General features: G+C 72.2%; 18 protein-coding genes and 1 pseudogene. 12 read left to right on the top strand and 7 right to left on the bottom strand.

All coding sequences use genetic code 11. From position 1 onward, the window contains the following. Positions 1-25: 25 nt before the first annotated feature. Together ACFY2L_RS05680 and ACFY2L_RS05675 are read left to right on the top strand one after the other, a co-directional pair. Positions 26-2,368 (top strand): MMPL family transporter, encoded by a 2,343-nt coding sequence (locus ACFY2L_RS05680; RefSeq protein WP_390821566.1) that lies wholly within the window; start codon positions 26-28, stop codon positions 2,366-2,368. After that, positions 2,328-3,371, top strand: a complete 1,044-nt coding sequence (locus ACFY2L_RS05675) for a zinc-dependent alcohol dehydrogenase family protein (protein WP_390821565.1) — start codon at positions 2,328-2,330, stop codon at positions 3,369-3,371. The genes ACFY2L_RS05680 and ACFY2L_RS05675 overlap by 41 nt, the downstream gene beginning before the upstream one ends. A gap of 72 nt (positions 3,372-3,443) precedes the next feature. Here ACFY2L_RS05675 and ACFY2L_RS05670 read toward each other — a convergent pair whose 3' ends face one another. The 3 genes from ACFY2L_RS05670 to ACFY2L_RS05660 form a co-directional block, all read right to left on the bottom strand. After that, positions 3,444-3,644: a helix-turn-helix transcriptional regulator gene (locus ACFY2L_RS05670; RefSeq protein WP_390660029.1), complete on the bottom strand. Its 201-nt coding sequence runs from the start codon at positions 3,642-3,644 to the stop codon at positions 3,444-3,446. A 357-nt stretch (positions 3,645-4,001) separates the two neighbouring features. Further along, positions 4,002-4,835 (bottom strand): helix-turn-helix domain-containing protein, encoded by an 834-nt coding sequence (locus ACFY2L_RS05665; RefSeq protein ID WP_390821706.1) that lies wholly within the window; start codon positions 4,833-4,835, stop codon positions 4,002-4,004. A gap of 263 nt (positions 4,836-5,098) precedes the next feature. After that, positions 5,099-6,016: a sugar phosphate isomerase/epimerase family protein gene (locus ACFY2L_RS05660; protein WP_390660028.1), complete on the bottom strand. Its 918-nt coding sequence runs from the start codon at positions 6,014-6,016 to the stop codon at positions 5,099-5,101. 201 nt (positions 6,017-6,217) lie between these two features. Here ACFY2L_RS05660 and iolC point away from each other — a divergent pair, with 201 nt between their 5' ends. The 6 genes from iolC (at position 6,218) to ACFY2L_RS05630 (ending at position 13,953) form a co-directional block, all read left to right on the top strand. Then, positions 6,218-7,168, top strand: a complete 951-nt coding sequence (iolC, locus tag ACFY2L_RS05655) for a 5-dehydro-2-deoxygluconokinase (protein WP_390821564.1) — start codon at positions 6,218-6,220, stop codon at positions 7,166-7,168. Beyond that, positions 7,165-8,046, top strand: coding sequence for a deoxyribose-phosphate aldolase (locus ACFY2L_RS05650; protein WP_390821563.1), 882 nt, complete (start codon positions 7,165-7,167; stop codon positions 8,044-8,046). The genes iolC and ACFY2L_RS05650 overlap by 4 nt, the downstream gene beginning before the upstream one ends. 7 nt (positions 8,047-8,053) lie before the next feature. Beyond that, entirely contained in the window at positions 8,054-8,866 is an 813-nt protein-coding gene (gene iolB / locus ACFY2L_RS05645; protein ID WP_390821562.1) for a 5-deoxy-glucuronate isomerase, read from the top strand. Then, entirely contained in the window at positions 8,863-10,740 is a 1,878-nt protein-coding gene (gene iolD / locus ACFY2L_RS05640; RefSeq protein WP_390821561.1) for a 3D-(3,5/4)-trihydroxycyclohexane-1,2-dione acylhydrolase (decyclizing), read from the top strand. The genes iolB and iolD overlap by 4 nt, the downstream gene beginning before the upstream one ends. Before the next feature lie 14 nt (positions 10,741-10,754). Then, on the top strand, positions 10,755-12,257 hold the full coding sequence (gene mmsA / locus ACFY2L_RS05635; RefSeq protein ID WP_390660023.1) for a CoA-acylating methylmalonate-semialdehyde dehydrogenase: 1,503 nt from the start codon (positions 10,755-10,757) through the stop codon (positions 12,255-12,257). A gap of 298 nt (positions 12,258-12,555) precedes the next feature. Further along, a complete protein-coding gene (locus ACFY2L_RS05630; protein ID WP_390660022.1) occupies positions 12,556-13,953 on the top strand; it encodes an APC family permease in 1,398 nt (465 codons plus the stop codon). A gap of 1 nt (position 13,954) precedes the next feature. Here the strand turns inward: ACFY2L_RS05630 and ACFY2L_RS05625 are convergent, their stop codons facing one another. From ACFY2L_RS05625 to ACFY2L_RS05615, 3 genes and pseudogenes are all read right to left on the bottom strand, one after another. Further along, positions 13,955-14,782, bottom strand: a complete 828-nt coding sequence (locus ACFY2L_RS05625) for an aminoglycoside N(3)-acetyltransferase (protein ID WP_390660021.1) — start codon at positions 14,780-14,782, stop codon at positions 13,955-13,957. Between the two features lie 28 nt (positions 14,783-14,810). Continuing rightward, positions 14,811-15,971 (bottom strand): annotated as a pseudogene (locus ACFY2L_RS05620) (FxsB family cyclophane-forming radical SAM/SPASM peptide maturase); the annotation flags it as partial. An 89-nt stretch (positions 15,972-16,060) separates the two neighbouring features. Continuing rightward, a complete protein-coding gene (locus tag ACFY2L_RS05615) occupies positions 16,061-16,816 on the bottom strand; it encodes a hypothetical protein (RefSeq protein ID WP_390821560.1) in 756 nt (251 codons plus the stop codon). 214 nt (positions 16,817-17,030) lie between these two features. On the opposite strand from ACFY2L_RS05615, the gene ACFY2L_RS05610 reads away from it, so the two are divergent. The 4 genes from ACFY2L_RS05610 (at position 17,031) to ACFY2L_RS05595 (ending at position 24,219) form a co-directional block, all read left to right on the top strand. Further along, complete coding sequence (locus tag ACFY2L_RS05610) at positions 17,031-19,670, top strand: alpha/beta fold hydrolase (protein WP_390821559.1); 2,640 nt, start codon at positions 17,031-17,033, stop codon at positions 19,668-19,670. After that, positions 19,667-20,521, top strand: coding sequence for an ABC transporter permease (locus ACFY2L_RS05605; RefSeq protein WP_390660018.1), 855 nt, complete (start codon positions 19,667-19,669; stop codon positions 20,519-20,521). The genes ACFY2L_RS05610 and ACFY2L_RS05605 overlap by 4 nt, the downstream gene beginning before the upstream one ends. Positions 20,522-20,662: 141 nt before the next feature. Beyond that, complete coding sequence (locus ACFY2L_RS05600; RefSeq protein ID WP_390821558.1) at positions 20,663-22,189, top strand: von Willebrand factor type A domain-containing protein; 1,527 nt, start codon at positions 20,663-20,665, stop codon at positions 22,187-22,189. Between the two features lie 110 nt (positions 22,190-22,299). Continuing rightward, entirely contained in the window at positions 22,300-24,219 is a 1,920-nt protein-coding gene (locus ACFY2L_RS05595; protein WP_390821557.1) for an AMP-dependent synthetase/ligase, read from the top strand. A 67-nt stretch (positions 24,220-24,286) separates the two neighbouring features. On the opposite strand, the gene ACFY2L_RS05590 is transcribed toward ACFY2L_RS05595, so the two are convergent. Further along, positions 24,287-24,691 carry a rodlin gene (locus ACFY2L_RS05590; protein ID WP_390660015.1) on the bottom strand — a complete coding sequence of 135 codons (405 nt, stop codon included), beginning with the start codon at positions 24,689-24,691 and terminating at the stop codon, positions 24,287-24,289. Positions 24,692-24,804 lie beyond the last annotated feature (113 nt).

Below are 24,804 nucleotides of genomic sequence, written 5' to 3'. Positions count from 1 at the left end.
TGCAGGGTGAAGGGGACACCGCACCATGACCGAAGTCAACAGCCCACCCCGTCCCGGCGGGTGGACCCGGTTCGTGACCGCCCGGCCCAGGCTGACCCTGCTCGCGGCCCTGGTGCTCACCCTGCTCGCGGTGCTGGCCGGCAGCGGTGTCGCCGACCGGCTCGGCAGCGGCGGCTGGGAGGACCCGGCCGCGCAGTCCACCTACGCGACCAAGGCGCTGGAGCGCGAGTTCCCCGGCTCCCAGCCCAATCTGCTGCTGCTCGTCGACTCGGGCGGTGCCTCGGTGGACGACCCGGCGGTCAGGGCCGAGGCCGACCGGCTGACCGCCCGCCTCGCCGCCCAGAAGGGGATCGTGGGCGTCGGCTCCTACTGGCGGGCGGACGCCACGCAGGCTCCCGCCCTGCGCGCCGAGGACGGACACGAGGCGCTGATCGCGGCCCGCATCACCGGCGACGAGAAGACCATGGGGGAGACCCTCGACCGCATCGCCCCCTCCTTCCGGGGCGAGCACGGCCCGGTGAAGGTCAGGATCGGCGGCATCGTCGCGGTGCGGCACGAAATGCAGAAGACCATCCAGGAGGACCTGACCCGCGCCGAGATGATCGCCCTGCCGATCACGCTGGTGCTGCTGGTGATGGTCTTCGGCAGCGCGATCGCCGCCCTGCTGCCGCTCGGCATCGGCATCGTCGCGATCCTGGGCACCAACGCGATCCTCAGCGGCCTCACCGCGTTCACCGACGTCTCCATCTTCGCGATGAACCTGACCACGGCCCTCGGACTGGGGCTCGCCATCGACTACGCGCTGTTCATCGTCCGCCGCTTCCGCGAGGAACTGGCCACCGGCGCCGCGCCGCGCACCGCGATCGGCACCACCCTGCGCACGGCCGGGCGCACGGTCCTGTTCTCCGCTCTCACGGTCGCCGTGTCCCTGGCGGCGATGCTCGTCTTCCCCCAGTACTTCCTGCGCTCCTTCGCCTACGCCGGTATGGCGGTGGTCCTGCTGGCCGCGGGGGCCGCCCTGATCCTGCTCCCGGCCGCACTCGTCCTGCTCGGCGAGCGGGTCAACTCCCTCGATCTGCGCCGGGCGTTCCGCAGAAGGCGGAAGGAGTCCGGCTCCGCGGGCGCGGAGGGCCGCACGGCCGAGGGTGCGGCCCCGTCGGAAGGCGGAAGGGGCTGGGCCCGCACGGCGGACCTGGTCATGCGCCGGGCCCCCTTCTTCGCCCTGGGGACGACCGCCGTGCTCGTCCTGCTCGGCCTGCCCTTCACGGGCGTGAAGTTCGGCACGGCGGACGACCGCCAGCTGCCGTCCTCCGCCGAGTCCCACGTGGTGCAGCAGCACATCAGGGACGGCTTCCCGGGCAGCCCGGGCGGCGGCCTGGAGATCCTCGCCGAGGGCGGCGCGACCGGGCCGCAGTACGCCGCCTACAAGGAACGGATCGCGGCGCTCCCCGAGGTGGCCCGGGTCGACGGCCCGCTGGTGCACGGCGACGCGGCGTACTTCACGGTGCAGCCCGAGGGCGAGGCCGTCGACGACGCGGCACAGGACCTGGTCGGAGACCTGCGCGCCCTGAAGGCCCCCTTCGACACCAAGGTCACCGGCACGGCGGCCGTCCTGGTCGACTCCCGGCACGCCATAGGCGCCCAGCTGCCCTGGGCCGGGGCCTTCGTCGCCGTCGTCACCCTCCTCCTGGTCTTCCTCCTCACCGGCAGCGTGCTCATCCCGCTCCAGGCGGTGCTGCTCAACGCGCTCAGCCTGACGGCGATGTTCGGCGCGGTGGTCTGGGTCTTCCAGGACGGCCACCTCTCCGGGCCGCTCGGCTTCACCGGCACCGGCTCCATAGAGACCACCCTCCCGGTCCTGATGTTCTGCGTGGCCTTCGGTCTCTCCATGGACTACGGCGTGTTCCTGCTCTCCCGCATCAAGGAGGAGTACGACCGCACCGGCGACCACGAGCGCGCGGTCCGCCTCGGCCTGCAGCGCACGGGCGGGCTGATCACGGCGGCGGCGGTCATCCTGGCCGTGGTGATGGTCGCGATAGGCACCTCGCGGGTCACCAACACCAAGATGCTCGGCCTGGGCATCGCCCTGGCGGTGCTGATGGACGCGATGGTGGTCCGCAGCCTCCTGGTCCCGGCGATCATGCGGCTCACGGGCCGGGCCACCTGGTGGGCGCCGGCGCCCCTGCGGCGCCTCCACGAGCGGTTCGGACTGAGCGAGGGGGGCGGGGAACCCTCCTCGGACGCGGGACGTGACAGGATGCGGCTCCGCCCCGTGGACCCGACCGGCCACGATGAGCCGGCGGACGGAGACGGTGAGGAGAGCACGGATGCGAGCGGTGGTCTTCGAGCGGTTCAGCGCACCCGCTGAGGTACGCGAGCTGCCCGACCCCCGGCCGGCCCCCGGGGGAGTGGTCGTCCGCGTGGAGGCCACCGGCCTCTGCCGGAGCGACTGGCACGGCTGGATGGGGCACGACCCCGACATCACCCTCCCGCACGTCCCCGGCCATGAACTCGCCGGAACCGTCGAGGAGGTCGGCGACCGGGTCACCAGGTGGCGTCCCGGCGACCGGGTCACCGTCCCCTTCGTGTGCGCCTGCGGGAACTGCCCGTCCTGCGCGGCCGGCGACCACCAGGTGTGCGAGCGGCAGACCCAGCCCGGCTTCACGCACTGGGGCTCCTTCGCCCAGTACGTGGCCCTGGACCACGCCGACGTGAACCTGGTCGCGATCCCGGACGGTCTGTCCGGCGCCACCGCCGCCTCCCTGGGCTGCCGGTTCGCCACCGCGTTCCGGGCGGTCGTGCAGCAGGGCCGGGTCGCGGCGGGGGAGTGGGTGGCGGTGCACGGCTGCGGCGGCGTCGGCCTGTCCGCGGTGATGATCGCGGCGGCGAGCGGGGCCCGGGTGGTGGCGGTGGACGTGTCGCCGAGAGCCCTGGACCTCGCGCGGACGTTCGGCGCGGCGGAGTGTGTGGACGCGACGGGCGTACCGGACACGGCGGAGGCGGTCCGCGAGCTCACCGGTGGCGGCGCCCACCTCTCGCTCGACGCCCTCGGCTCGCCCGCCACCTGCGCCGCCTCGGTCAACGGCCTGCGCCGCCGCGGCCGCCACATCCAGGTCGGACTGCTGCCCTCGGCGGACGGCACGACCCCCGTCCCGCTGGCCCGTGCCATCGCCCTGGAGCTGGAGATCCTCGGCAGCCACGGCATGGCCGCGCACACCTACCCGCGGATGCTGGAGGCGGTCCGGGCCGGCGTCCTGCGTCCCGACCTGCTCGTGACCTCGACGATCGCACTGGACGCCGTACCGGAGGCGCTGGCGGCGCTGGGGACGGCCCCGGGAGCGGGGGTCACCGTCATCGAGCCGTGGGCCTGAGCGCCGGCCTCCGCGCGGACGCCGCCGTGCCCGCCCCGCCGCGGGCACGGCGCCGTGGTGCCGGCCGGGGGATCAGGCGGGTCTGCGTCCCCGGTTGCCCGGCCGGGAGGCGACCCAGGTGCGGACGGTGTCGGCGTACCAGTAGGGCTTGCCGCCCTCGACGTGGTCGGGTGCGGGCAGCAGTCCGTGCTTGCGGTAGGACCGCACGGTGTCCGGCTGCACCTTGATGTGCGCCGCGATCTCCTTGTAGGACCAGAGCCTTCGGTCGGTCATGAGTCGCACCTCCCTGCGCGCGCGGGGGCGGCGGCCGGGAGGCCGCCCGGGGGAGCCCGGCGCTGCGCTGGCGATCACCAGCCTGTGTCCGGTGAACGACGTGGAGCGACCATGCGCAAGCGGCTGTCGAGTGCGTGTGACGGGAAACCCGCGTACTCGCGACATGTGTGACAGGAAGCGGGTGTTTGTGACAGAAGTGACGCAAACGAATGCGCGGGATCTGCGGCGGGCTCCTTGACAGGTGCCGCCGGAGGTGTCGGCAGGGCGGGCCGGGCCCGCTGCGACGGGCCCGGCCCGGCCCCGATCCCCGCCGTCCCCCGGAGCAACCGGATCAACTGGCAGGACTCCAGCCTGTATTCAGCCGAAGCGCCGGGTCTTGGAGAAATGCGCACCCGGTCCGGACCCGTCGTACGGCCGGGCCGGCAGCACCAGGCTCGTGGCTTCCCCCGCCATCCGGTCCATCGCCGGTGACACCGGCACCGGAAGCCTCCTGGCCCGGGTGAACTCCATCGGCGTACAGCCCGTCATCGCCTTGAACTCACCGCTGAGATGGGCCTGGTCGTAGAAGCCGCAGAGGGCCGCGGTCTCCGCCGCGCTCCGGCCCGCCGTCAGCAGCCGTCGGGCGCGCTGCAGCCGCAGGACACGGGCCGCCGCCTTCGGGCCGAGCCCGATCTGCTCACGGAAACGGTTCTCCAGCTGCCGCACGCTCCAGCCGACCTCCGCGGCCAGCCGGGGCACCGGTATCGCGCCGTCCGTCCGCACCAGCAGCGACCAGGCCCGCACCACCCGCTCCGAACTCGGCGTACCGGCCTCCCGCCACCGGGTGAACACCTCGTCGAGCAGCCCGAAGCGCTCCGCCCAGCCCGGCAGCGCGGCCAGCGCGGCGGCGAGTTCACGCAGCGGCGTGGCCAGGGCGTGCGGGAGGTCGTCGGGGTCGACGGTGCGGTTGACGAGTTCGTGCTGGGGCGTGCCGAACAGGGTGAAGGCGGCCCAGGGCGCGAGCAGCACCTCGACGCCCGAGATCCGTCCGCCGTGCTCCCCGACGGCCGGCGTGGTGGTGGGCCCGCAGTACACGGACACCAGGGTGTCCGGATCCCGGCCCGCCCGGGTGATGCGGACCGGCTGGTCGAACCCCAGCAGCAGCGTCGTGGCCCCGATGGGTGTCTCCAGCCGTCGCCGGGGCCGCGTCATGGCGAGCCTGATCCCGCGATAGCCGATCACCCCCGGCCGCAGCCGGGGATGGGCGGCCGCCGTGGCGAACTCCCAGGATCCCCCGGGTCCCCGCCCGGACCGGGTGCGTACCGCGCTCGGCGTCATGGGCACCCATGGTGCTACGGCACGGCGGCGCCGTTAAGGGGTGTTCCGAAAGTCCCGCCTGCGCCGCGACCGTCCCGTCTCCGTTGGCGGCCGGCCCGCCTCCGCCGCCGGACGGCATGCGGCGGGCGGTGTGCGGCCTACGCCCCGCAGGACCTCAGGAACGCCCGCGTCCGCTGGGCGATGGGCAGCGGCTTGTCCGGCTCGCAGGGGTACATGTCCTGCTCGACGATCGCGAACAGGTCCACGTCCAGCTTCCCGGCGGCCTCCAGCACCGGCCCCAGCGCGGGCACCCCCGCGGGCGGCTCGCACATGACGCCCTGCGCCACGGCCGGCCCGAACGGCGTCCCCTTGGCCCGCACGTCGGCGAGGATCTCCGGGTCCACCTGCTTGAGGTGCAGATACCCGATCCGCTCACCGTAGGTCTCGATCAGCTTGACGCTGTCGCCGCCGCAGTACGCGTAGTGCCCGGTGTCCAGGCACAGCGAGACGAGGTCGGAGTCGGTGCCGTCGAGGAACCGGGTGACGTTCTCCTCGCTGTCGATGTGGGTGTCGGCGTGCGGGTGGACGACGATCCGCAGCCCGTACCGCTCCCGCACCTCCTTGCCGAGCCGCTCGGTCAGCGAGGTGAGGTTGCGCCACTGCTCGGGCGTGAGCGTGTCGGGCTCCAGCACCTCGCCGGTCTTGTCGTCCCGCCAGAAGGACGGGATGACGACCAGGTGCTTGGCGCCCATCGCCTGGGCGAGCACGGCGTTGTCCGCGACGTGCGCCCAGGTCTTGTCCCAGACGGCCTCGCCGTGGTGCAGGCCGGTGAACACCGTGCCGGCCGACACCTTCAGACCGCGCTTCGCCGTTTCCTCGGTGAGCACGGCCGGGTCGGTCGGCAGATAGCCGTAGGGGCCCAGCTCGATCCACTCGTAGCCGGACTGCGCGACCTCGTCGAGGAAGCGCTGCCAGGGGACCTGGGCGGGGTCGTCCGGGAACCAGACGCCCCAGCTGTCGGGGGCCGATCCGATCCGGATGCGGGAAAGTGAGGACTGAGGTGACAACGACGTCATGGGCGCCAGCGTGGGGGCTCCCCGGAGGGGTGTCAAGGGCTGGTCCGAATGTCTGGACAAACTATTGACAGGGTGGCGCGGACGGGACTACAAAGCCGTGGAGAGCCGACACGGGGACAGCCGCCAGGCGGCCGCCGACCGGTGGCACACACCGGACGGGGCCGAGCCGCACGGGCCGGAGCCGACACTGAAGGGAACTCGATGGCGTACGACCTGATCACCATGGGGCGGATCGGGGTGGACCTCTATCCGCTGCAGACGGGTGTGCCGCTCCCGCAGGTCACGTCCTTCGGGAAGTTCCTGGGCGGCTCGGCGACGAACGTCGCGGTGGCCGCGGCCCGTCTCGGCCGGTCCACCGCGGTGATCACCCGCACCGGTGACGACCCCTTCGGCACCTATCTGCACGAGGCCCTGCGCGGCTTCGGCGTCGACGACCGCTGGGTCACCCCGGTCCCCGGACTGCCGACCCCGGTCACCTTCTGCGAGGTCTTCCCGCCGGACGACTTCCCGCTCTACTTCTACCGCAGGCCCAAGGCGCCCGACCTGGAGATCGACGCCCACGAGCTGGACCTCGACGCCGTCCGCGAGACCCGTATCTTCTGGGTCACCGGCACCGGCCTGAGCGAGGAGCCCAGCCGTACGGCGACCCTCGCCGCCCTCGCCCACCGCGCCAAGGCCGGCACCACCGTCTTCGACCTCGACTGGCGGCCGATGTTCTGGAGCGACCCGGACGCGGCCCGCCCCTTCTACACCGAGGCCCTGAAGCACACCACCGTCGCCGTCGGCAACCTCGACGAGGTGGAGGTCGCCACCGGGGTGCGCGAACCGCGGGCCGCCGCCCAGGCGCTGCTGGACGCCGGCGTCGAGCTCGCCGTCGTCAAGCAGGGGCCCAAGGGTGTCCTCGCCGTCCACAGCGGGGGCGAGTCCGCCGAGGTCCCGCCGCTGCCGGTGAACGTCCTCAACGGGCTCGGCGCCGGCGACGCCTTCGGCGGCTCCCTCTGCCACGGCCTGCTCGCCGGCTGGGACCTGGAGAAGACCATGCGCCACGCCAACGCCGCGGGCGCGATCGTCGCCTCCCGGCTGGAGTGCTCCTCCGCGATGCCGACGGCGGACGAAGTGGCGGCGGCGATCGAGGCGGGAGCCGTCCTGTGACCGTCGACATCCCCGAACTCGTCCGGCTGCGCGCGCGGCACCCCGAGGCGATCGCCGAGGCCGCCGCCCGCCGTCCCCGCAGACCGCTGCTGGGCGACAACGGCCGGCTGATGATCGTCGCCGCCGACCACCCCGCCCGGGGCGCGCTCGGCGTCGGAGACCGCAAGCTGGCCATGGCCAACCGCGCCGACCTGCTCGAACGTCTCGTGCTCGCGCTGTCCCGGCCCGGCGTGGACGGTGTCCTCGCGACCGCCGACATCCTGGACGACCTGCTCCTCCTCGGCGCCCTCGAAGGCAAGGTCGTCATGGGCTCCCTGAACCGCGGGGGCCTCCAGGGCGCCGTCTTCGAACTGGACGACCGCTTCACCGGCCACCGCCCCGAGGACATCGAGCGCCTGAACTTCGACGCGGGCAAGCTGCTCCTGCGGATCGACTACGACGACCCGGGCTCCCTCACCACCATGGAGTCCACGGCCCGCGCGATCGACGACATGGCCGCCCGCGGACTGCCCCTGTTCGTCGAGCCGTTCATCAGCCGCCGCACCCCCGAGGGCAAGGTGCGCAACGACCTCTCCGCCGAGGCCGTCACCCGGTCGATCGCCATCGCCTCCGGCCTGGGCGGCACCTCCGCCTACACCTGGCTGAAGGTCCCGGTCACCGACAACCCCGACGACATGGCCGAGGTCATGGAGACCTCCACCCTCCCGGCCGTGCTGCTCGGCGGCGAGGTCGGCGACGACCAGGACGGGGCGTACGAGAAGTGGCGCGGGGCGCTGCAACTGCCCACCGTCCGGGGCCTGGTGGTCGGCCGGTCGCTGCTGTACCCGGCGGACGGGGACGTCGCCGGCGCCGTGGACACCGCCGTAGGACTGCTGTGAGGGCCGCATGAGCAACGACCTGTACCTCGCGCGCGGTACGACCGCCGACGCGGACCATGTTCTCGACATCGGCCCCGAGAGGGCCGGCTGGACCTATAGCAGCCTGCGGATCGTCGCGCTCGAACCGGGCGGCACCCACACCCTCACCACCGGTGAGAGCGAGTGGATCGTGCTTCCCCTCGAAGGCGGATGTACCGTGCAAACAGACGGAAAAGAGTTCCAACTCCTGGGCAGGGAAAGCGTGTTCGCGTCGGTCTCCGACTTCGCGTACGTTCCCCGCGACGCCCGGGTCACGATCGCCTCCGGCGCGGGAGGCCGCTTCGCCCTGGCAGGAGCGAAGTGCGAGCGACGACTCCCCGCCCGCTACGGCCCCGCGCCGGAGGTCCCCGTCGAGGAACGCGGCAGCGGCACCTGCGCCCGTCTGGTGCGCAACTTCGCCTCCGCCGACGCCTTCGACTGCGACAGGCTGATCGCCGTCGAGGTGATCACCCCCGGCGGCAACTGGTCCTCGTACCCGCCGCACAAGCACGACGAGCACCGGCCGGGCGAGGAGGCCGAGCTCGAGGAGATCTACTACTTCGAGATCGACGGACCGAACGGCTTCGGATACCAGCGCGTGTCCCCCTCGCGTGAGGGCGGCTCCGACGTCCTCGCCGAGGTCCGCTCCGGCGACGCCGTCCTCGTCCCCGACGGCTGGCACGGCCCGTCGATCGCCCAGCCCGGCCACGCCATGTACTACCTGAACGTCATGGCGGGCCCCGGAGAGAACCGCGAGTGGCGGATCTGCTTCCACCCGGACCACACGGAGGGTTACCGATGACCATCAGGCTCACAGTGGCCCAGGCGCTGGTGCGCTTCCTCGCCGCCCAGTACACCGAGCGCGACGGCGTACGGCAGCGGCTGATCGGCGCGACCTGGGGCATCTTCGGCCACGGCAATGTCGCCGGCCTCGGCCAGGCGCTGATCGAGTACGGCGACGACATGCCGTTCCACCAGGGCCGCAACGAGCAGTCGATGGTGCACGCCGCGGTCGGCTACGCCCGCCAGTCCAACCGGCTCTCCACCCACGCGGTGACGACGTCCATCGGCCCCGGCGCGACCAACCTGGTCACCGGCGCCGCCCTGGCCACCGTCAACCACCTCCCGGTCCTGCTGCTGCCCGGCGACATCTTCGCGACCCGCGTCGCCGACCCGGTGCTCCAGCAGCTCGAAGTCCCGTACGCGGGCGACGTGTCGGTCAACGACTCGCTGCGCCCGGTGTCGAAGTACTTCGACCGGGTCACCCGGCCGGAGGCCCTGATCCCGGCGGCCCTCCAGGCCATGCGGGTCCTCACCGACCCGGTGGAGACCGGCGCGGTCACCCTCGCGATGCCGCAGGACGTCCAGGCCGAGGCCTACGACTGGCCCGAGGAGTTCTTCGCCGAGCGCACCTGGGTCGTACGCCGTCCGGGCGCCGATCCGAACGAGCTGGCCGAGGCCGTCCGCACGATCCGCTCGGCGAAGCGGCCCCTCCTCATCGCGGGCGGCGGTGTCCACCACAGCCGCGCCGAGGAGGCCCTCGCCGAGTTCGCCGAGACCACCGGCATCCCGGTCGCCTCCACCCAGGCCGGCAAGGGCTCCCTGCGCCACGACCACCCCCAGGACGTCGGCGGGGTGGGCCACACCGGCACCGCGACCGCCGACGAGCTGGCCCGCACCGCGGACCTGATCATCGGCGTCGGCACCCGCTACACCGACTTCACCACGGCCTCGGGCACCCTGTTCCAGGGCGAGGGCGTCCGCTTCCTCAACCTCAACATCGCCCCCTACGACGGCCACAAGCTCGCCGGACAGCCGCTGATCGCGGACGCCAGCAGCGGCCTGGCGGAGCTGACGGCGGCCCTGCGCACGCACGGCCACCGGGTCGCGGACGCGTACGTCAGCGAGTACAGCGAGGACAAGGAGCGCTGGGAGCAGCGCGTCGACGCCTGCTACGAGGCCGACGAGCCCGACGTACGCCCGACGCAGCCGCAGGTGCTCGGCGCCCTCGACGCCCTGGCCGACGAGTCGGACGTGATCATCAACGCGGCCGGTTCGCTCCCCGGCGATCTGCACAAGCTGTGGCGGGCACGCTCGAAGGACCAGTACCACCTGGAGTACGGCTACTCCTGCATGGGGTACGAGATCCCGGCGGCCATCGGGGTGAAGATGGCCGCGCCCGAGCGGAACGTCTGGGCGCTGGTCGGCGACGGCACGTATCTGATGATGCCGACGGAGATCGTGACGGCCGTGCAGGAGGGGATCGCGATCAAGATCCTGCTCGTGCAGAACCACGGCTACGCCTCGATCGGCGGCCTCTCGGAGTCCGTCGGCGGTGAGCGGTTCGGCACCGCCTACCGCTTCACCTCGGAGGACGGCACCTTCACGGGCGCGCCGCTCCCCGTCGACCTGGCCGCCAACGTGGCGAGCCTGGGCATGCGCGTGCTGCGCGCGAAGACCGTCCGCGAGCTGCGCGAGGCCCTCGCCGAGGCGCGCGCCGCCGACACTCCCACTTGTGTCTACGTCGAGACCGAAACGGCCGACACTGTGTCGGGCCCGCCGCCGGCGCAGGCCTGGTGGGATGTACCTGTGGCCGAGACCGCGACCCGACCGTCCGCGGTGAAGGCACGAGAGCTGTACGAACGGCACGTCTCCACCCGACGCCGCCATCTGTGAAGGAGTACTCGGTCATGACGAAGATCGTCAACCACTGGATCGGCGGCAAGACCGTCGAAGGCGCGTCGGGTACGTACGGGCCGGTCACCGACCCGGCGACCGGCGCGGTCACCACCAAGGTCGCGTTCGCCTCCGTCGACGAGGTCGACGCGGCGGTGGCGGCCGCCAAGGACGCCTACGTCACCTGGGGCCAGTCCTCGCTGGCCAAGCGCACGGAGATCCTCTTCCGCTTCCGCGCGCTGCTGGACGCCAACCGTGACGCGATCGCTGAGCTGATCACCGCCGAGCACGGCAAGGTGCACAGCGACGCGCTGGGCGAGGTGGCCCGCGGTCTGGAGATCGTGGACCTGGCCTGCGGGATCAGCGTGCAGCTGAAGGGCGAGCTGTCGACGCAGGTCGCGAGCCGGGTGGACGTGTCGTCCATCCGCCAGCCGCTCGGGGTCGTCGCGGGCATCACGCCGTTCAACTTCCCGGCGATGGTCCCGATGTGGATGTTCCCGATGGCCATCGCGTGCGGCAACACCTTCGTGCTGAAGCCGAGCGAGAAGGACCCGTCGGCGTCCATCAAGATCGCCGAGCTGCTGGCCGAGGCGGGTCTCCCGGACGGCGTCTTCAACGTCGTCCACGGCGACAAGGTGGCCGTCGACCGGCTCCTGGAGCACCCGGACGTCAAGGCCGTCTCCTTCGTCGGCTCGACCCCGATCGCCCGCTACATCCACACCACGGCCTCCGCCAACCACAAGCGCGTCCAGGCGCTGGGCGGCGCCAAGAACCACATGCTGGTCCTGCCGGACGCGGACCTGGACGCGGCCGCCGACGCGGCCGTCTCCGCCGCCTACGGCTCGGCCGGAGAGCGCTGCATGGCGATCTCCGCGGTCGTGGCGGTGGGCGCGATCGGCGACGAACTGGTGGAGAAGATCCGCGAGCGCGCCGAGAAGATCAAGATCGGCCCCGGCAACGACCCGGCCTCCGAGATGGGCCCGCTGATCACGAAGGTGCACCGCGACAAGGTCGCCTCCTACGTCACCGACGCGGCCTCCGAGGGCGCCGAGGTGGTGCTGGACGGCACCGGCTTCACGGTGGACGGCTTCGAGGACGGCCACTGGATCGGCATCTCGCTGCTGGACAAGGTGCCCACGACGGCGAAGGCCTACCAGGACGAGATCTTCGGCCCGGTGCTGTGCGTGCTGCGCGTCGACACCTACGAAGAGGGCGTGGCGCTGATCAACAGCTCCCCGTTCGGCAACGGCACCGCGATCTTCACCCGGGACGGCGGCGCCGCCCGCCGCTTCCAGCTGGAGATCGAGGCCGGCATGGTCGGCGTGAACGTCCCGATCCCGGTCCCCGTCGGCTACCACAGCTTCGGCGGCTGGAAGGACTCCCTCTTCGGCGACCACCACATCTACGGCAACGACGGCACGCACTTCTACACCCGCGGCAAGGTCGTGACCACCCGCTGGCCCGACCCGGCCGACGCCCCCGCGGGCGTGGACCTGGGCTTCCCGCGCAACCACTGAGCCCCACCCACCAGGCGTCAGGCCGTCCGGATTCCGGACGGCCTGACGTTTTTTTGCCGCCCGGGGTGCGGTTCCCGTATGGCCCGCCAGGGCTGACAGGCTTAGCCGGAGTGCCGTAAACGCGTGTCAGGCCCTCTTTGATCTACGGATTCCGTAGGCAAACACCTATTGACGCAGCGGTTTCCGTCGGGATTCCATGCAGCCGCCGGGAGCGGACGAAGCACGTACGACCGAAGCCGCCGGAGGCGATAGCGCTCCCGCCCCTCACCCCGCCGCACGAGTCGATCGGAACCGCCGCATGACCGACACGCTCCGCCCTGTCGAGACCGCCCTCCCTCAGGCGCCCGACAGTCCCCAGAAGCTCAAGCGCTCCATCGGAGTCGTCGGCGGCACCCTCCTCACGCTGTCCTGCGTGACCCCCGCCTCCACCCTCTTCGTCGTCGTCCCGGACCTGTTCGGCTCGCTCGGCACCGCGACCGCCCTCACGATCGCGATCGGCTCGCTCCTCTGTATCGCCGTGGCGTTCTGCTACTCGGAGCTGGGCACCCTCATCCCCAGCGCGGGCGGCGAGTACGCCATGGTGTCGACGATGGCCGGACGCCTCGCCGGCTGGCTGGTCTTCGTCCTGTCCCTCCTGGTCGTCATGATCGTCCCGCCGGTGATCGCGATGGGCACGGCCGACTACCTCGCCCCGATCGTCCACCTCGACCCCTCCCTCGCGGGCGCCGGCGTCATGCTGCTCGCCACCCTGGCCGGCCTGCTGGACCTGCGCGCCAACGCCTGGATCACCGGCGTCTTCCTGGTCCTGGAGGTCATCGCCGCCGCGGTCGTCGCGGTCCTGGGCTTCGCCCACGGCCACCGCGGCCCCGGCAGCCTGGTCTCGATGCAGGTCGCGGGCGCCGACGGGGGCACCGACACCGTCACCGCCCTGCTGGTCGTCTCCGGCCTCGCCATCGCCCTCTTCGTCACCCAGGGCTTCTCGACCGCCGTCTACCTCTCCGAGGAACTGGAGCACCCGCGCCGCAACGTCGCCCGCACGGTCCTCGCCACCCTCGCCATCTCCTCGGTGATCATCCTGGTCCCGGTCGTCGCCATCACCTTCGGCGCCTCCGACCTCGCCGAACTCACCGGCGGCGACATCGGCTCCATGGTCACCGCCTGGTCCAACTCCGCCGTCGGCACCTTCGTCAGCCTCTGCGTCGCCCTCGCGATCATCAACGCCGGCATCGTGATGGTCATCCAGAACTCCCGCGTCCTGTTCGCCTCCGCCCGCGACAAGGCCTGGCCCGAGCCCGTCAACAACGTCTTCGCCAAGCTCGGCCGCTTCGGCTCCCCCTGGGTCGCCACCCTCGCCGTCGGCGTCCCCGGCGCCGCGCTCTGCTTCGTGAACCTGGACACCCTCTACGGCGTCACCGGCGTCTCCGTCACCGGCATGTACCTGCTCGTCGCGGTGGCCGCCCTGCTCTCCCGCCGCGGCCACCACCGGCACGTCCCGGCCTGGCGCATGCCCCTGTGGCCCGTCGTACCGGTCCTGCTGATCGTCGTCCTCGGCTACATCCTCACCCAGCAGGAGACGAGCTACCTCGTGTGGACCGGCGGCATCACCGCCGCCGCCACCCTCTACTGGGTCCTCTACCTCCGCCCCCGCCCCGACACCCGCTGGCTGGTGACCCTCCCGGAGGACGCGCGGGTCTGAGTCACGTGCCGCGGCCCGGGCGGCGGGAGGGCAGCCACGTCACCGCGTGGTCGACGGCCTCCCGGATGCCGAACACCCGGGCCGTGGTGCGCCCCGCTGGGCCGGTCCTGACCAAGGCCCCGCTGCGCTCGAACGACAGACCAAGCTCCGCGAAGTCGCTGTCGTCCAGCGCCACGTCCGTATAGCTCCACCAGGTCCGTTCGCCGCCGATCCGGATCACGCAGTGGTACTCCTGCGTGGGCCGGTCCGGCACCCGGTACTCGGCCAGGTGGAACGCGGTGCAGGAGGCGAATCCCACCCCCAGGAGCAGTACCTGGGCGCCCTCGTCGTACAGCCGGGCCAGGGGCGAGCACTCGCCGAGGTGACACCCCGGCGAGTGCCCGGAGACGATCTTCCGGGCCAGCGGACCGACAGCCGCGAACGACGTCTGCGGATGAGCGCTGCGCAACGCCTCGGGATGCGTGCGCACCTCCTCGGCGAGCCGTCCCGTCGACAGGGCCGGGGTGCGCCGGCGGTCGAAGGCGGGCATGCGCTCCCGCAGCTCCGCCACCTGCTCGGGGGTCAGCCCTCGCACGCGCCGCCGGTAGACGCGGGACGTGTCGGAGTTCTCCGGGGTGAAGGTGGGCACCACGAGAGTGCCTTCGGGCCCCAGCGCGGCACGGAGCGCTCGCAGCACCGTCCGGCTGTTGCCCCGCACCGGCCCCAGGCTGCGCAGCGAGGCGTGCGCGATGACGACTCCGCCGGGACCGATGCCGAGGGCGCGGAACTCCTCGGTGAGCGTCGCCTCGTCGACGGCCGGCCGGTACGGAGGACTGCCGAGCTTCCGCATGAGGACCTCTCCCGCGTCAGTGCTGGAAACGCTGCTGGAAGTGGGTGATCAGTTCGGTCAGGTCGCGGCAGTAGACCGACGGGTTGTCGAAGCCGTGGCCGGAGCGGAAGCGGTGGGCGTAGAGTCCGCCGCCGCAGACCTGAACCAACGGGCACGATCGGCACGTGGCGCACAGATCCGGGAGTCCCCGTCTGCGTTCCCGGAGACCGGGATGGTCGGAGACGTCGTCGAGACTGTGCGAGAAGACGTCCATCCCCGTCTCCGGCGCCCCTTCGTAGGCCGTCTTGAGGGAGTCCGCCTGTTCGATGGTGCCGTCCGTCTCGATCACCACGTGGTCGACGGAGGTCGTCCCCGTGGACTCCACGAAACTCGGGCCGCCCGCGAGCAGACTGAGGATGGATTCGAAGAGCCGCACCGGCACCGGGCGGCCGGTCGTGAACCATTCGTCGGCGATCGCGATCAGCCAGTCGGCATAGGGAGCCGGTCGGCCGTCGTGACGAGCGGGAGGCTGGTCCCAGGTGGCGTGCGGGAACAGGAAGTCCACCCGGGGAGGGGCCGCCGCCAGCAGGGCCGAGTAGACCCGCAGCGGGTCGTTCCGCGTGTCCACGGTGCACAGCAGGCCCGCGAAGAGATGCCGGTAGCGCGGCTCGTCGAGCAGCCGCAACCCCCGCAGGACGTGGTGATGGCTGCCGCGGCCGTCCCGGAACCGGCGGTGGCGGTCGTGCGCCGACCGGTCGCCGTCCAGTGACACACCGACCTTGATGTCGTGTTCCAGGAAGAGCTCGCAGAAACGCTCGTCGAGGCGTACGGCGTTCGTCTGGAGGCGCAGGTCGAGTCGGCAGTGGCCGGACAGCGCGGAACGGAACTCCGCCGCGATGGCGTGCAACCGCGCCGGTCCGGCCAACAGCGGTTCGCCTCCGTGCAGGACGACGTGCACGGTGTCCAGCCCGTGTGCGGCGGCGTGCTCGGCGATCCTCTCGGCGGTCCGGGCGACGACGGGGAAGGGAATGACCGACGGTCGGCCGCGCCAGCTGCTGTCGGCGTGCTCGTAGATGTAGCAGTGGTCGCACGCGAGATCGCAGCGGCTGTGCACCTTGACCACGAACTGGCGCAGGGCCTGGGTGACAGGAGCAGTGCCGCGGTCCTCAGATGCAGGAATTGAAGGTGACGACCCAGTGCCTTCCGTCATCCCCGGCCTCCGTTCCGCTTCCCGGCCCGCTCGCCGCGGTGAGCGGCGCCCGCCTCGAGCGGCCCCGTTCGGGCGGGGACGGCACCTCGTCACGATCCTTCTGCGGCGGCCACGGCGCTGCGGATTTCGACCTCGGCTGCCCGGAGGCAGTGGAGGATTCGCTCATGGGTGTCTCCTACGGCGTCGGTCACTCGTATGCGGATGTATAAGTTGTCGAGCAGGGAGAGCGCCGGTACGGAAAGGCGGACGGCGTACAGACCGTCGCGGTCGGTGGTGACACCGATCGGCGTTCCGGCGCCGAGAGCGTTGAGATCGAAATCCTTCCCGAGGCGCAGGCCCAGCGCTTCGAGTTCGGTGACGGTGGCTTCGTATCCCTGCCATTGAATGTCCGCGGCGGGGGTCATTTCGCCTTTGGGCTGCACATGGTATTCGAGGCTCTCCAGGGCGCCGCTGTGCATTCCGCCGTTCCGGATTCCCACGACCCAAACGAACCTGCCGTTCATGGTGGGCAGGTCGCTGCTGACATAGCCGTTCCAGCCGATGATCGGCCGTACCGCCCGGGCGAACTGGGCGCGAGCGAACACGAAGCCCAGGGAGACCGCGAGCAGGCTCGACAGAGCCTCCTGGTCGAGGAGCGCGAGTCGCCACGGCCAATGGTTTCCGGAAGGCCCCGTGATATTTCCCCTGATCGTTTCCCAGAGCGCCATGACGGTCAATACGGCGAGCAGAACGACCGGTGTGGTGAAGAGAACCGGACTTCGGTGTACGCGGCGCTGGCGGTCGTCCAGATGTCCGGACCCAGGTATGGGAGTGCCACCTGTCATTGAGTCGGTCTCCGCCTTCATCGGCAGGTGCTCAGGTGCCGGACAGTATGGCAGGGAGGGAAATTCTCCACCAGAAGCACTTCTGGACTGCGCATCACTGGGACGTGTGGGACGGAAGAGCGGGTGTGTACCGCGGCTGGTGTACGCGCGGGGGGTCACGTACGCCCCGGGGAGGGCGTCGAGTTCGGTCTTCGGTCGACAACTCCCCGACAGGTTGACCCCGTACCGTTGAAGCATGGATCTTCGACTGCCCGGTCTGCGAGGACCGCGGCGGCCGCGGCGGATCGTCTCCGCGGCGGCCGCCGTCGTCGTACTCGCCGGTGCCGGTACGTGGGCGGCCGCGGCCTCCTCCGACGACACGCGGACCGTGCGCCGCGCCGACCGGGTCATGGACGTCGACGGAGTGCGGCTCGACACCTCGTACTACACCTCCGCCGACGCCGGCCGCCGCCCCGCCGTCCTCCTCGGCCACGGCTTCGGCGGCACCAAGGACGACCTGCGGCAGCAGGCCGAGGACCTCGCCCGCGACGGGTACGCGGTCCTGACCTGGTCGGCGCGCGGCTTCGGCAGGTCCACCGGCAAGATCGGCCTGAACGATCCCGAGGGCGAGGTGGCCGACGTCTCCCGGCTGATCGACTGGCTCGCCGGGCAGCCCCTGGTCCAGCTGGACGAGAAGGGCGACCCGCGCGTCGGCGTGGCCGGCGGCTCCTACGGCGGCGCGATCTCCCTGCTCGCCGCCGGGTACGACGACCGCGTCGACGCCATCGCCCCGTCGATCACGTACTGGAACCTCGCGGACGCCCTGTTCCCCGACGACGTGTTCAAGAAGCTGTGGACCGGCATCTTCTTCAACACCGCCGGCGGCTGCGACAAGTTCGAGCCCGCGCTGTGCGCGATGTACAACCGGGTCGCCGAGTCCGGCACCCCGGACGCCGCCGCCCGTGAACTCCTCGAGGAGCGCTCGCCCTCCGCCGTCGCCGACCGCATCAAGGTGCCCACCCTGCTCGTGCAGGGCCAGGCCGACTCCCTCTTCACCCTCGCCCAGGCCGACGCGGCGGCGAAGGCGATCCGCGCCAACGGCGCGCCCGTGGACGTCGACTGGATCGCGGGCGGCCACGACGGCGGCAACCTGGAGACCAGCCGTGTGCAGGCCCGGGTGACCACGTGGTTCGACCGCTACCTCAAGGGCGACAAGGGCGTCGACACCGGCCCGGCCTTCCGCGTCACCCGCACCGGAGGCGTCGACTCCACCGACGGCACGATCCCGCTGCGCGGCGCGAGCGCGGACTCCTACGCGGGTCTGGCGAACGACCGCAGGACGATCAGGCTGACCGGCCGCGAGCAGAGCTTCGACAACCCCGCCGGAGCCAGCCCGCCCGCCCTCTCCGCCCTGCCCGGCCTGGGCGGCTCCAGTCTCGGCCGGCTTTCGGCGTTCGGCGTCGGCGTCTCGCTCGACTTCCCCGGCCAGTACGCGGCCTTCCAGTCGGCGCCGGTCACCGGCGACCTGCGGATCACCGGATCCCCCACCGTCACCGTCCACGTGAAGTCCACGAGCGACGACGCCGTGCTCTTCGCCAAGGTGTACGACGTCGGACCCGGCGGCAGCCGGCAACTGCCCTCCCAGCTGGTCTCGCCGGTCCGCGTCGAGGGCGCCAGGAGCGGCAAGGACGTCACGATCACCCTCCCGGCGATCGACCACGACATCGAGGACGGCCACCGGCTGAGCCTGGTCCTCGCCTCCACCGACCTCGGCTACGCCTCCCCGGTGGCGCCGGCGACGTACACGGTCTCCCTGAAGAGCGACCTGAAGGTGCCCACCGCCCCCGCCGTGACCACCGCGGCCGCCCCCCTCCCGTCCTGGGTCTGGTGGCTGCCCCTCGCCGGCGCGGGCCTCGCCCTGGCGCTGCTCCTGACCGGCCGCCGCCGTACCGTCACCCCCGCCCCCGACCCGGAGCTGGCCGAGGTCCCGCTCCAGATCAGCGGCCTGAGCAAGAAGTACGCGGGCGGCGACCGCTACAGCGTCCGCGACCTCTCCTTCCGCGTGGACAAGGGCCAGGTGCTCGGTCTCCTCGGCCCCAACGGGGCCGGCAAGACGACCACCCTGCGCATGCTGATGGGCCTCATCAAGCCCGACGACGGCGAGATCCGCGTCTTCGGCCACGCCATCCGCCCGGGCGCCCCCGTCCTCTCCCGGGTCGGCGCCTTCGTCGAGGGCGCGGGCTTCCTGCCGCACCTCACCGGCCGGGAGAACCTGGAGCTGTACTGGCAGGCCACCGGCCGCCCGGCCGAGGACGCCCACCTCGACGAGGCCCTGGAGATCGCCGGCCTCGGCGACGCCCTCGCCCGCGCGGTGCGCACCTACTCCCAGGGCATGCGCCAGCGCCTGGCCATCGCCCAGGCCATGCTCGGCCTGCCCGACCTGCTGATCCTCGACGAGCCGACCAACGGCCTCGACCCGCCGCAGATCCGCGAGATGCGCGAGGTGATGATCCGGTACGCGGCGGCCGGACGCACGGTGATCGTCTCCAGCCACCTGCTGGCGGAGGTCGAGCAGTCCTGCACCCACCTCGTGGTCATGGACCGGGGACGACTGGTCCAGGCCGGTCCGGTCGGCGAGATCGTCGGCTCCGGCGACACCCTCCTCGTCGGCACCGCCGCACCCGTGGAGGAGCCGGTCGTGGAGAAGGTGGCCGCGCTGCCCGGCGTCGCCTCCGCCGTACGCACCGACGAAGGCCTGCTGGTACGGCTCGGCGCGGACGGCACCGCCCGGCGCCTGGTCGCCGACCTCGTACGGCTCGACGTGCCCGTGCAGTCGGTCGGCCCGCACCGCCGCCTGGAGGACGCCTTCCTCACCCTGATCGGAGGTTCCGCATGAGCACGCTCACCGAGGTCGCCTCCGGCTACCAGGCAGGCCGCACCCTGCCCCTGCGCGTCGAACTGGTCCGCCAGCTCAAGCGCCGCCGCACGCTCGTCATGGGCGGCATCCTCGCCGCCCTGCCGTTCGTCCTGCTCGTCGCCTTCGCCATCGGCGGCGAGCCGGGCGGCCGCAACGACCAGCTGACCCTGATGGACACGGCGACCGCCTCGGGCGCCAACTTCGCCGCGGTCAACCTGTTCGTCTCGGCGGGCTTCCTGCTGGTCATCCCCGTCGCCCTGTTCTGCGGGGACACGGTGGCCTCGGAGGCCGGCTGGTCCTCCCTGCGCTACCTCCTCGCGGCACCCGTGCCCCGGGCCCGGCTCCTGTGGTCCAAGCTCGTCGTCGGCCTGGGCCTCAGCCTGGCCGCGATGGTCCTGCTGCCGGTCGTCGCCCTCGCCGTCGGCACCGCCGCCTACGGCTGGGGGCCGCTGGAACTCCCCACCGGCGGCTCGCTCGACTCGGGGACGGCGGCACAGCGGCTGGTGATCGTCGTCGGGTACGTCTTCGTCTCCCAACTGGTCACCGCAGGACTCGCGTTCTGGCTGTCGACGAGGACCGACGCGCCCCTCGGCGCGGTGGGCGGCGCGGTCGGCCTCACCATCGTCGGCAACGTCCTGGACGCCGTCACCGCCCTCGGCGACTGGCGCGACTTCCTGCCCGCGCACTGGCAGTTCGCCTGGGCCGACGCCGTCCAGCCCGCCCCGGAGTGGTCCGGCATGCTCCAGGGCACGGCGGTCTCCGTGACATACGCCCTCGTGCTGTTCGCCCTGGCCTTCCGGGGATTCGCCCGCAAGGACGTGGTGTCGTAGGCCGACGGAGGATCACCCTCCGGTCTCGGCGCCCCGCCCTCGTGGCCTGTTCGAGACCCATCCGCAACCCCCCGTGCCGCACGTTCCGGCCTCCTGTCCCGTCACCGTCACATACATCGACGGACACAGGGGGCCCGGCACATGAAGACCCGACGGACACCGGCACTGCTCGCCTGCGCGGCGGTCACCGCGCTCCTCCTCACCGGCTGCGGCGCCGGGGACTCCTCCGGCGGTGAGGCGAGCGACGGCGCGGCCCGCCGCAGCGACGCCTTCCCCGCCCCGAGCGCGCCCCGCACGGACGAGGACGGCCGGACGGCGGCCCCGGACCACCTCTCCACCTTCGCCCTCGACGTCGACACGGCCTCCTACGGCTACGCCCGCCGCACCCTCGCCGACGGCGCGCTGCCCGACCCGTCGACGATCCGCCCCGAGGAGTTCGTCAACAGCTTCCGCCAGGACTACGAACGCCCCGACGGCGACGGCTTCTCGGTCACCGTCGACGGCGCCCGCACCGGCGCCGGGGACTGGTCCCTGGTCCGCGTCGGCCTCGCCACACGCAGCGCCACCGAGGAGTCCGAACGCCCGCCCGCCGCCCTCACCTTCGTGATCGACGTCTCCGGCTCGATGGGCGAGCCGGGCCGGCTGGACCTCGCCCGGCACTCCCTCGGCACGATGACCGACCGCCTCCGCGACGACGACTCCGTCGCCGTCGTCACCTTCAGCGACAAGGCCGAGACCGTCCTGCCGATGACCCGCCTCGGCGGCCACCGCGGCCGCGTCCACGACGCCGTCGACAGCCTGGAGCCGACCGACTCCACCAACCTCGGAGCCGGCGTCGAGACCGGCTACGCCACCGCCGTCGACGGCCTGCGCGAGGGCGCCACCAACCGGGTCGTCCTGGTCTCCGACGCCCTCGCCAACACCGGTGACACGGACGCCGACGCGATCCTGGAACGCATCGGCACCGCCCGCCGCGAACACGGCATCACCCTGTTCGGCGTCGGCGTCGGCAGCGACTACGGCGACGCCCTGATGGAACGCCTCGCCGACAAGGGCGACGGCCACACCACCTACGTGTCGACCGAGCAGGACGCCCGCGAGGTCTTCTGCGCGGAACTCCCGCGGAACATCGAGCTGACCGCCCGCGACGCCAAGGCCCAGGTCGCCTTCGACCCCGAGACGGTCGCCGACTTCCGCCTCGTCGGCTACGACGACCGCGCGGTCGCCGACGACGACTTCCGCGACGACCGCGTCGACGGCGGCGAGGTCGGCCCCGGCCACACCGTCACCGCCCTGTACGCCGTCCGCACCAGGCCCGGTGCCCAGGGCCCGCTCGCCACCGCCACCGTCCGCTGGCTCGACCCCGACACGCGCACCCCGCACGAGACCTCCGGCCGGCTGGCGACCGGGGCCCTGCACGACGGCCTCGCCGACGCACCGGTCCGCTTCCAGGTCACGGCGACGGCCGCCTACTTCGCCGATGTCCTGCGCCGCGCGGAGACCCCCCTGCCGGCCGCCCCGTCCCTGGCCGAACTGTCCGAGCGGGCCCACGCCCTGGCGGACCGGACGGAGGACGAGGACGTCCGTGAGCTCGCGGCCGCCATCGACCAGGCAGCGCGGGCGGGCTCCGCGGACGGCGGCGACGAGCCGGCCCCGGCGAGCGGCTGAGTCCCGCCCGCCCCGGTCCGCATGGCCCGGACACAGCGGTTGAATTTTTCTTACCTGCGAGTAAGTTGACTGCCCAGCACCTGCCAGCCGCACCGCGACCGGGAGCCGTCATGGGCGTACGCAAGGATCTGAAACGGGCGAAGCAGCGCACCGACCTGGCCGCCCGCACCCGGGTCGAAATCGTCAGGGACGCCTCCGGCACCGTACGCGAGGCACGGACCGCGCCCCTGGTGGAGCCGCCCACCACCGGCAGCACCGCCGACCTTCCCTTCACCAACGCGGCCGAGGCCCCCGACGCGGTGGTCCTGCGCCGCAGACGGGCCGACGGCTGGCACCCGGTCACTGCCGCCGCGTTCGCCGCCGAGGTCACCGCCACCGCCAAGGGCCTGATCGCCCACGGGCTCGAACCGGGCGGCCGGGTCGCGGTGATGTCCCGCACCCGCTACGAGTGGACCCTGCTGGACTTCGCCGTCTGGGCGGCCGGCGGCCAGACCGTCCCGGTCTACGCCACCTCCTCCGCCGACCAGGTCGACTGGATCGTCCGGGACTCGGGCGCCGGCCTCGTCGTCGTCGAGAACGCCGAGAACGCGGCCACCGTGCGGACCGGCACGGCCCACCACCCCCTGCCCCCGCGGATCCTCGAACTCGACGCCGACGCCGTCACCGAGCTCACCGCCCTCGGCCGGGACCTCCCCGACGAGGAGGTGACCAAGCGCCGCGAGGCGCTCACCCCCGACACCACCGCCACCCTCTGCTACACCTCCGGTACCACCGGCCGCCCCAAGGGCTGTGTGCTCACCCACGCCAACCTGCACGCCGAGGCCGGGAACCTCCTCGAACTGCTGTACCCGATCTTCAAGGAGGTCACCGACGAGACCGCCTCCACCCTTCTCTTCCTCCCGCTCGCCCACATCATGGGCCGCACCCTCCAGATCGCCTGTCTCACGGGCCGTATCGAGGTCGGCCACTTCCCCAGCGTCAAGCCCGACGAACTCCGCCCCGCCCTCAAGGAGTTCCGGCCCACCTTCCTGGTCGGCGTCCCCTACCTCTTCGAGCGCATCCACGACACCGGCCGCGCCACCGCCGAGAAGATCGGCCGCGGCGCCTCCTTCGACCGCGCCGAACGCGTCGGCGTGCGCTTCGCGGAGGCGTACCTGGAGAAGTTCGTCGGCCGGGGCAAGGGCCCCGGCCCCGGCCTCTACGCCGCCTGGGCCCTGTACGACCTGCTGGTCTACCGCCGTGTCCGCAACGAACTCGGCGGCCGCATGCGCTACGCCATCAGCGGCGGCTCCCCCCTCGACCGGACCCTCAACCTCTTCTTCGCCGCCGCCGGCATCATCGTCTACGAGGGCTACGGCCTCACCGAGACCACCGCCGCCGCCACCCTCGTCCCCCCTCTGGAACCCCGGCCCGGCACCGTCGGCCGGCCCGTCCCCGGCACCGCCGTCCGCATCGCCGACGACGGCGAGGTGCTGATCAAGGGCCGGGTCGTCTTCCACTCCTACTGGAACAACCCCGCCGCCACGGCCGAGGTCCTCACCGACGGCTGGTTCGCCACGGGAGACCTCGGCGCCCTCGACGAGGACGGCTACCTCACCATCACCGGCCGCAAGAAGGACCTGCTGATCACCTCCGGCGGCAAGAACGTCTCCCCGGCCGTCCTGGAGGACCGGCTGCGCAGCCGCGCCCCGGTCGGCCAGTGCCTGGTCGTCGGCGACAAGCGTCCCTTCGTCGCCGCCCTGATCACCCTGGAACCCGACGCCGTCGCCCACTGGCTGTCCGTGCGCGGGCTGCCCGCCGACACCCCGCTGTCCGAGCTCGCCCGCGACCCCCGGATGCGCGCAGACGTGCAAAGGGCCGTCGACTACGCCAACGAGGCCGTCTCGCGCGCCGAGTCGATCCGGGCCTTCGCCCTGGTCGACGGCGAGTTCAGCGAGGCCAACGGGCTGCTCACACCGTCCCTGAAGGTGAAACGGCACGCGGTGACGGCCCGGTACGCGCGGGAGATCGAGGACCTCTACCGCGCGTGACGCACGGGAACGGCGGGCCACCGGAATTCCGGTGACCCGCCGTTCGCGGACTGTCAGAGGCGGCGGCTCAGCCGTTCTGCGCGCCGTTGGCCGAGAGCAGCGAGATGTCGTCCAGGATGTGCGACAGCGCGTCGTCGCCCTTGGCCTGGGTGGAGTTCTCGACGCACTGCTGGTTCTGCGACGAGGACAGGATCGGGGCGTCCTGGAGCAGCGCGCCGGGGCCGGGGCTCGCAGCGGTGTTGAGCTTGGCCGGCAGGCCGATGCAGGGCTTGTTCAGCGAACCCTGGACCAGCGAGAGCTGGGGGCTCATGTCACCGAACGTGGCCGAGTTGCCGAACTCCTGCGAGGCGCCGTTGCCGCTGGCGGAGGTGGTGCCGCTGTCGTCGCCGAGGGCCAGGGCCTGGGGGGCGGAGGCGATCGCGAGACCGGCCAGGGACGCGGCGACAGCCGCGGTTGCCCACAGCTTCTTCATGTTCTTTCCCTTCGAAAAAGCGGACTCCGGGGGAGGAGCTGCGTGATCGTCAACGCGCCGGCGCAGGCGGAGGTTGCGGCCTTTGCTCCGTTTGGAGCAGCGCGTGGGGCGCC

Origin of the sequence: Streptomyces sp. NPDC001381 (assembly GCF_042895685.1) — a bacterium.
Lineage (GTDB): Bacteria > Actinomycetota > Actinomycetes > Streptomycetales > Streptomycetaceae > Streptomyces.
This window is presented reverse-complemented; position numbering and strand designations above follow the sequence as displayed.

Coding starts and splice junctions, on each gene's coding strand:
- ACFY2L_RS05660 (WP_390660028.1), bottom strand. CDS start 6,016: ATGACGTCGTTGTCACCTCAGTCCTCACTTTCCCGCATCCGGATCGGA.
- iolC (WP_390821564.1), top strand. CDS start 6,218: ATGGCGTACGACCTGATCACCATGGGGCGGATCGGGGTGGACCTCTAT.
- ACFY2L_RS05680 (WP_390821566.1), top strand. CDS start 26: ATGACCGAAGTCAACAGCCCACCCCGTCCCGGCGGGTGGACCCGGTTC.
- ACFY2L_RS05665 (WP_390821706.1), bottom strand. CDS start 4,835: ATGACGCGGCCCCGGCGACGGCTGGAGACACCCATCGGGGCCACGACG.
- ACFY2L_RS05630 (WP_390660022.1), top strand. CDS start 12,556: ATGACCGACACGCTCCGCCCTGTCGAGACCGCCCTCCCTCAGGCGCCC.
- ACFY2L_RS05605 (WP_390660018.1), top strand. CDS start 19,667: ATGAGCACGCTCACCGAGGTCGCCTCCGGCTACCAGGCAGGCCGCACC.
- ACFY2L_RS05615 (WP_390821560.1), bottom strand. CDS start 16,816: ATGAAGGCGGAGACCGACTCAATGACAGGTGGCACTCCCATACCTGGG.
- ACFY2L_RS05595 (WP_390821557.1), top strand. CDS start 22,300: ATGGGCGTACGCAAGGATCTGAAACGGGCGAAGCAGCGCACCGACCTG.
- ACFY2L_RS05625 (WP_390660021.1), bottom strand. CDS start 14,782: ATGCGGAAGCTCGGCAGTCCTCCGTACCGGCCGGCCGTCGACGAGGCG.
- ACFY2L_RS05590 (WP_390660015.1), bottom strand. CDS start 24,691: ATGAAGAAGCTGTGGGCAACCGCGGCTGTCGCCGCGTCCCTGGCCGGT.
- iolD (WP_390821561.1), top strand. CDS start 8,863: ATGACCATCAGGCTCACAGTGGCCCAGGCGCTGGTGCGCTTCCTCGCC.
- ACFY2L_RS05600 (WP_390821558.1), top strand. CDS start 20,663: ATGAAGACCCGACGGACACCGGCACTGCTCGCCTGCGCGGCGGTCACC.
- iolB (WP_390821562.1), top strand. CDS start 8,054: ATGAGCAACGACCTGTACCTCGCGCGCGGTACGACCGCCGACGCGGAC.
- ACFY2L_RS05610 (WP_390821559.1), top strand. CDS start 17,031: ATGGATCTTCGACTGCCCGGTCTGCGAGGACCGCGGCGGCCGCGGCGG.
- ACFY2L_RS05675 (WP_390821565.1), top strand. CDS start 2,328: ATGCGAGCGGTGGTCTTCGAGCGGTTCAGCGCACCCGCTGAGGTACGC.
- ACFY2L_RS05670 (WP_390660029.1), bottom strand. CDS start 3,644: ATGACCGACCGAAGGCTCTGGTCCTACAAGGAGATCGCGGCGCACATC.
- mmsA (WP_390660023.1), top strand. CDS start 10,755: ATGACGAAGATCGTCAACCACTGGATCGGCGGCAAGACCGTCGAAGGC.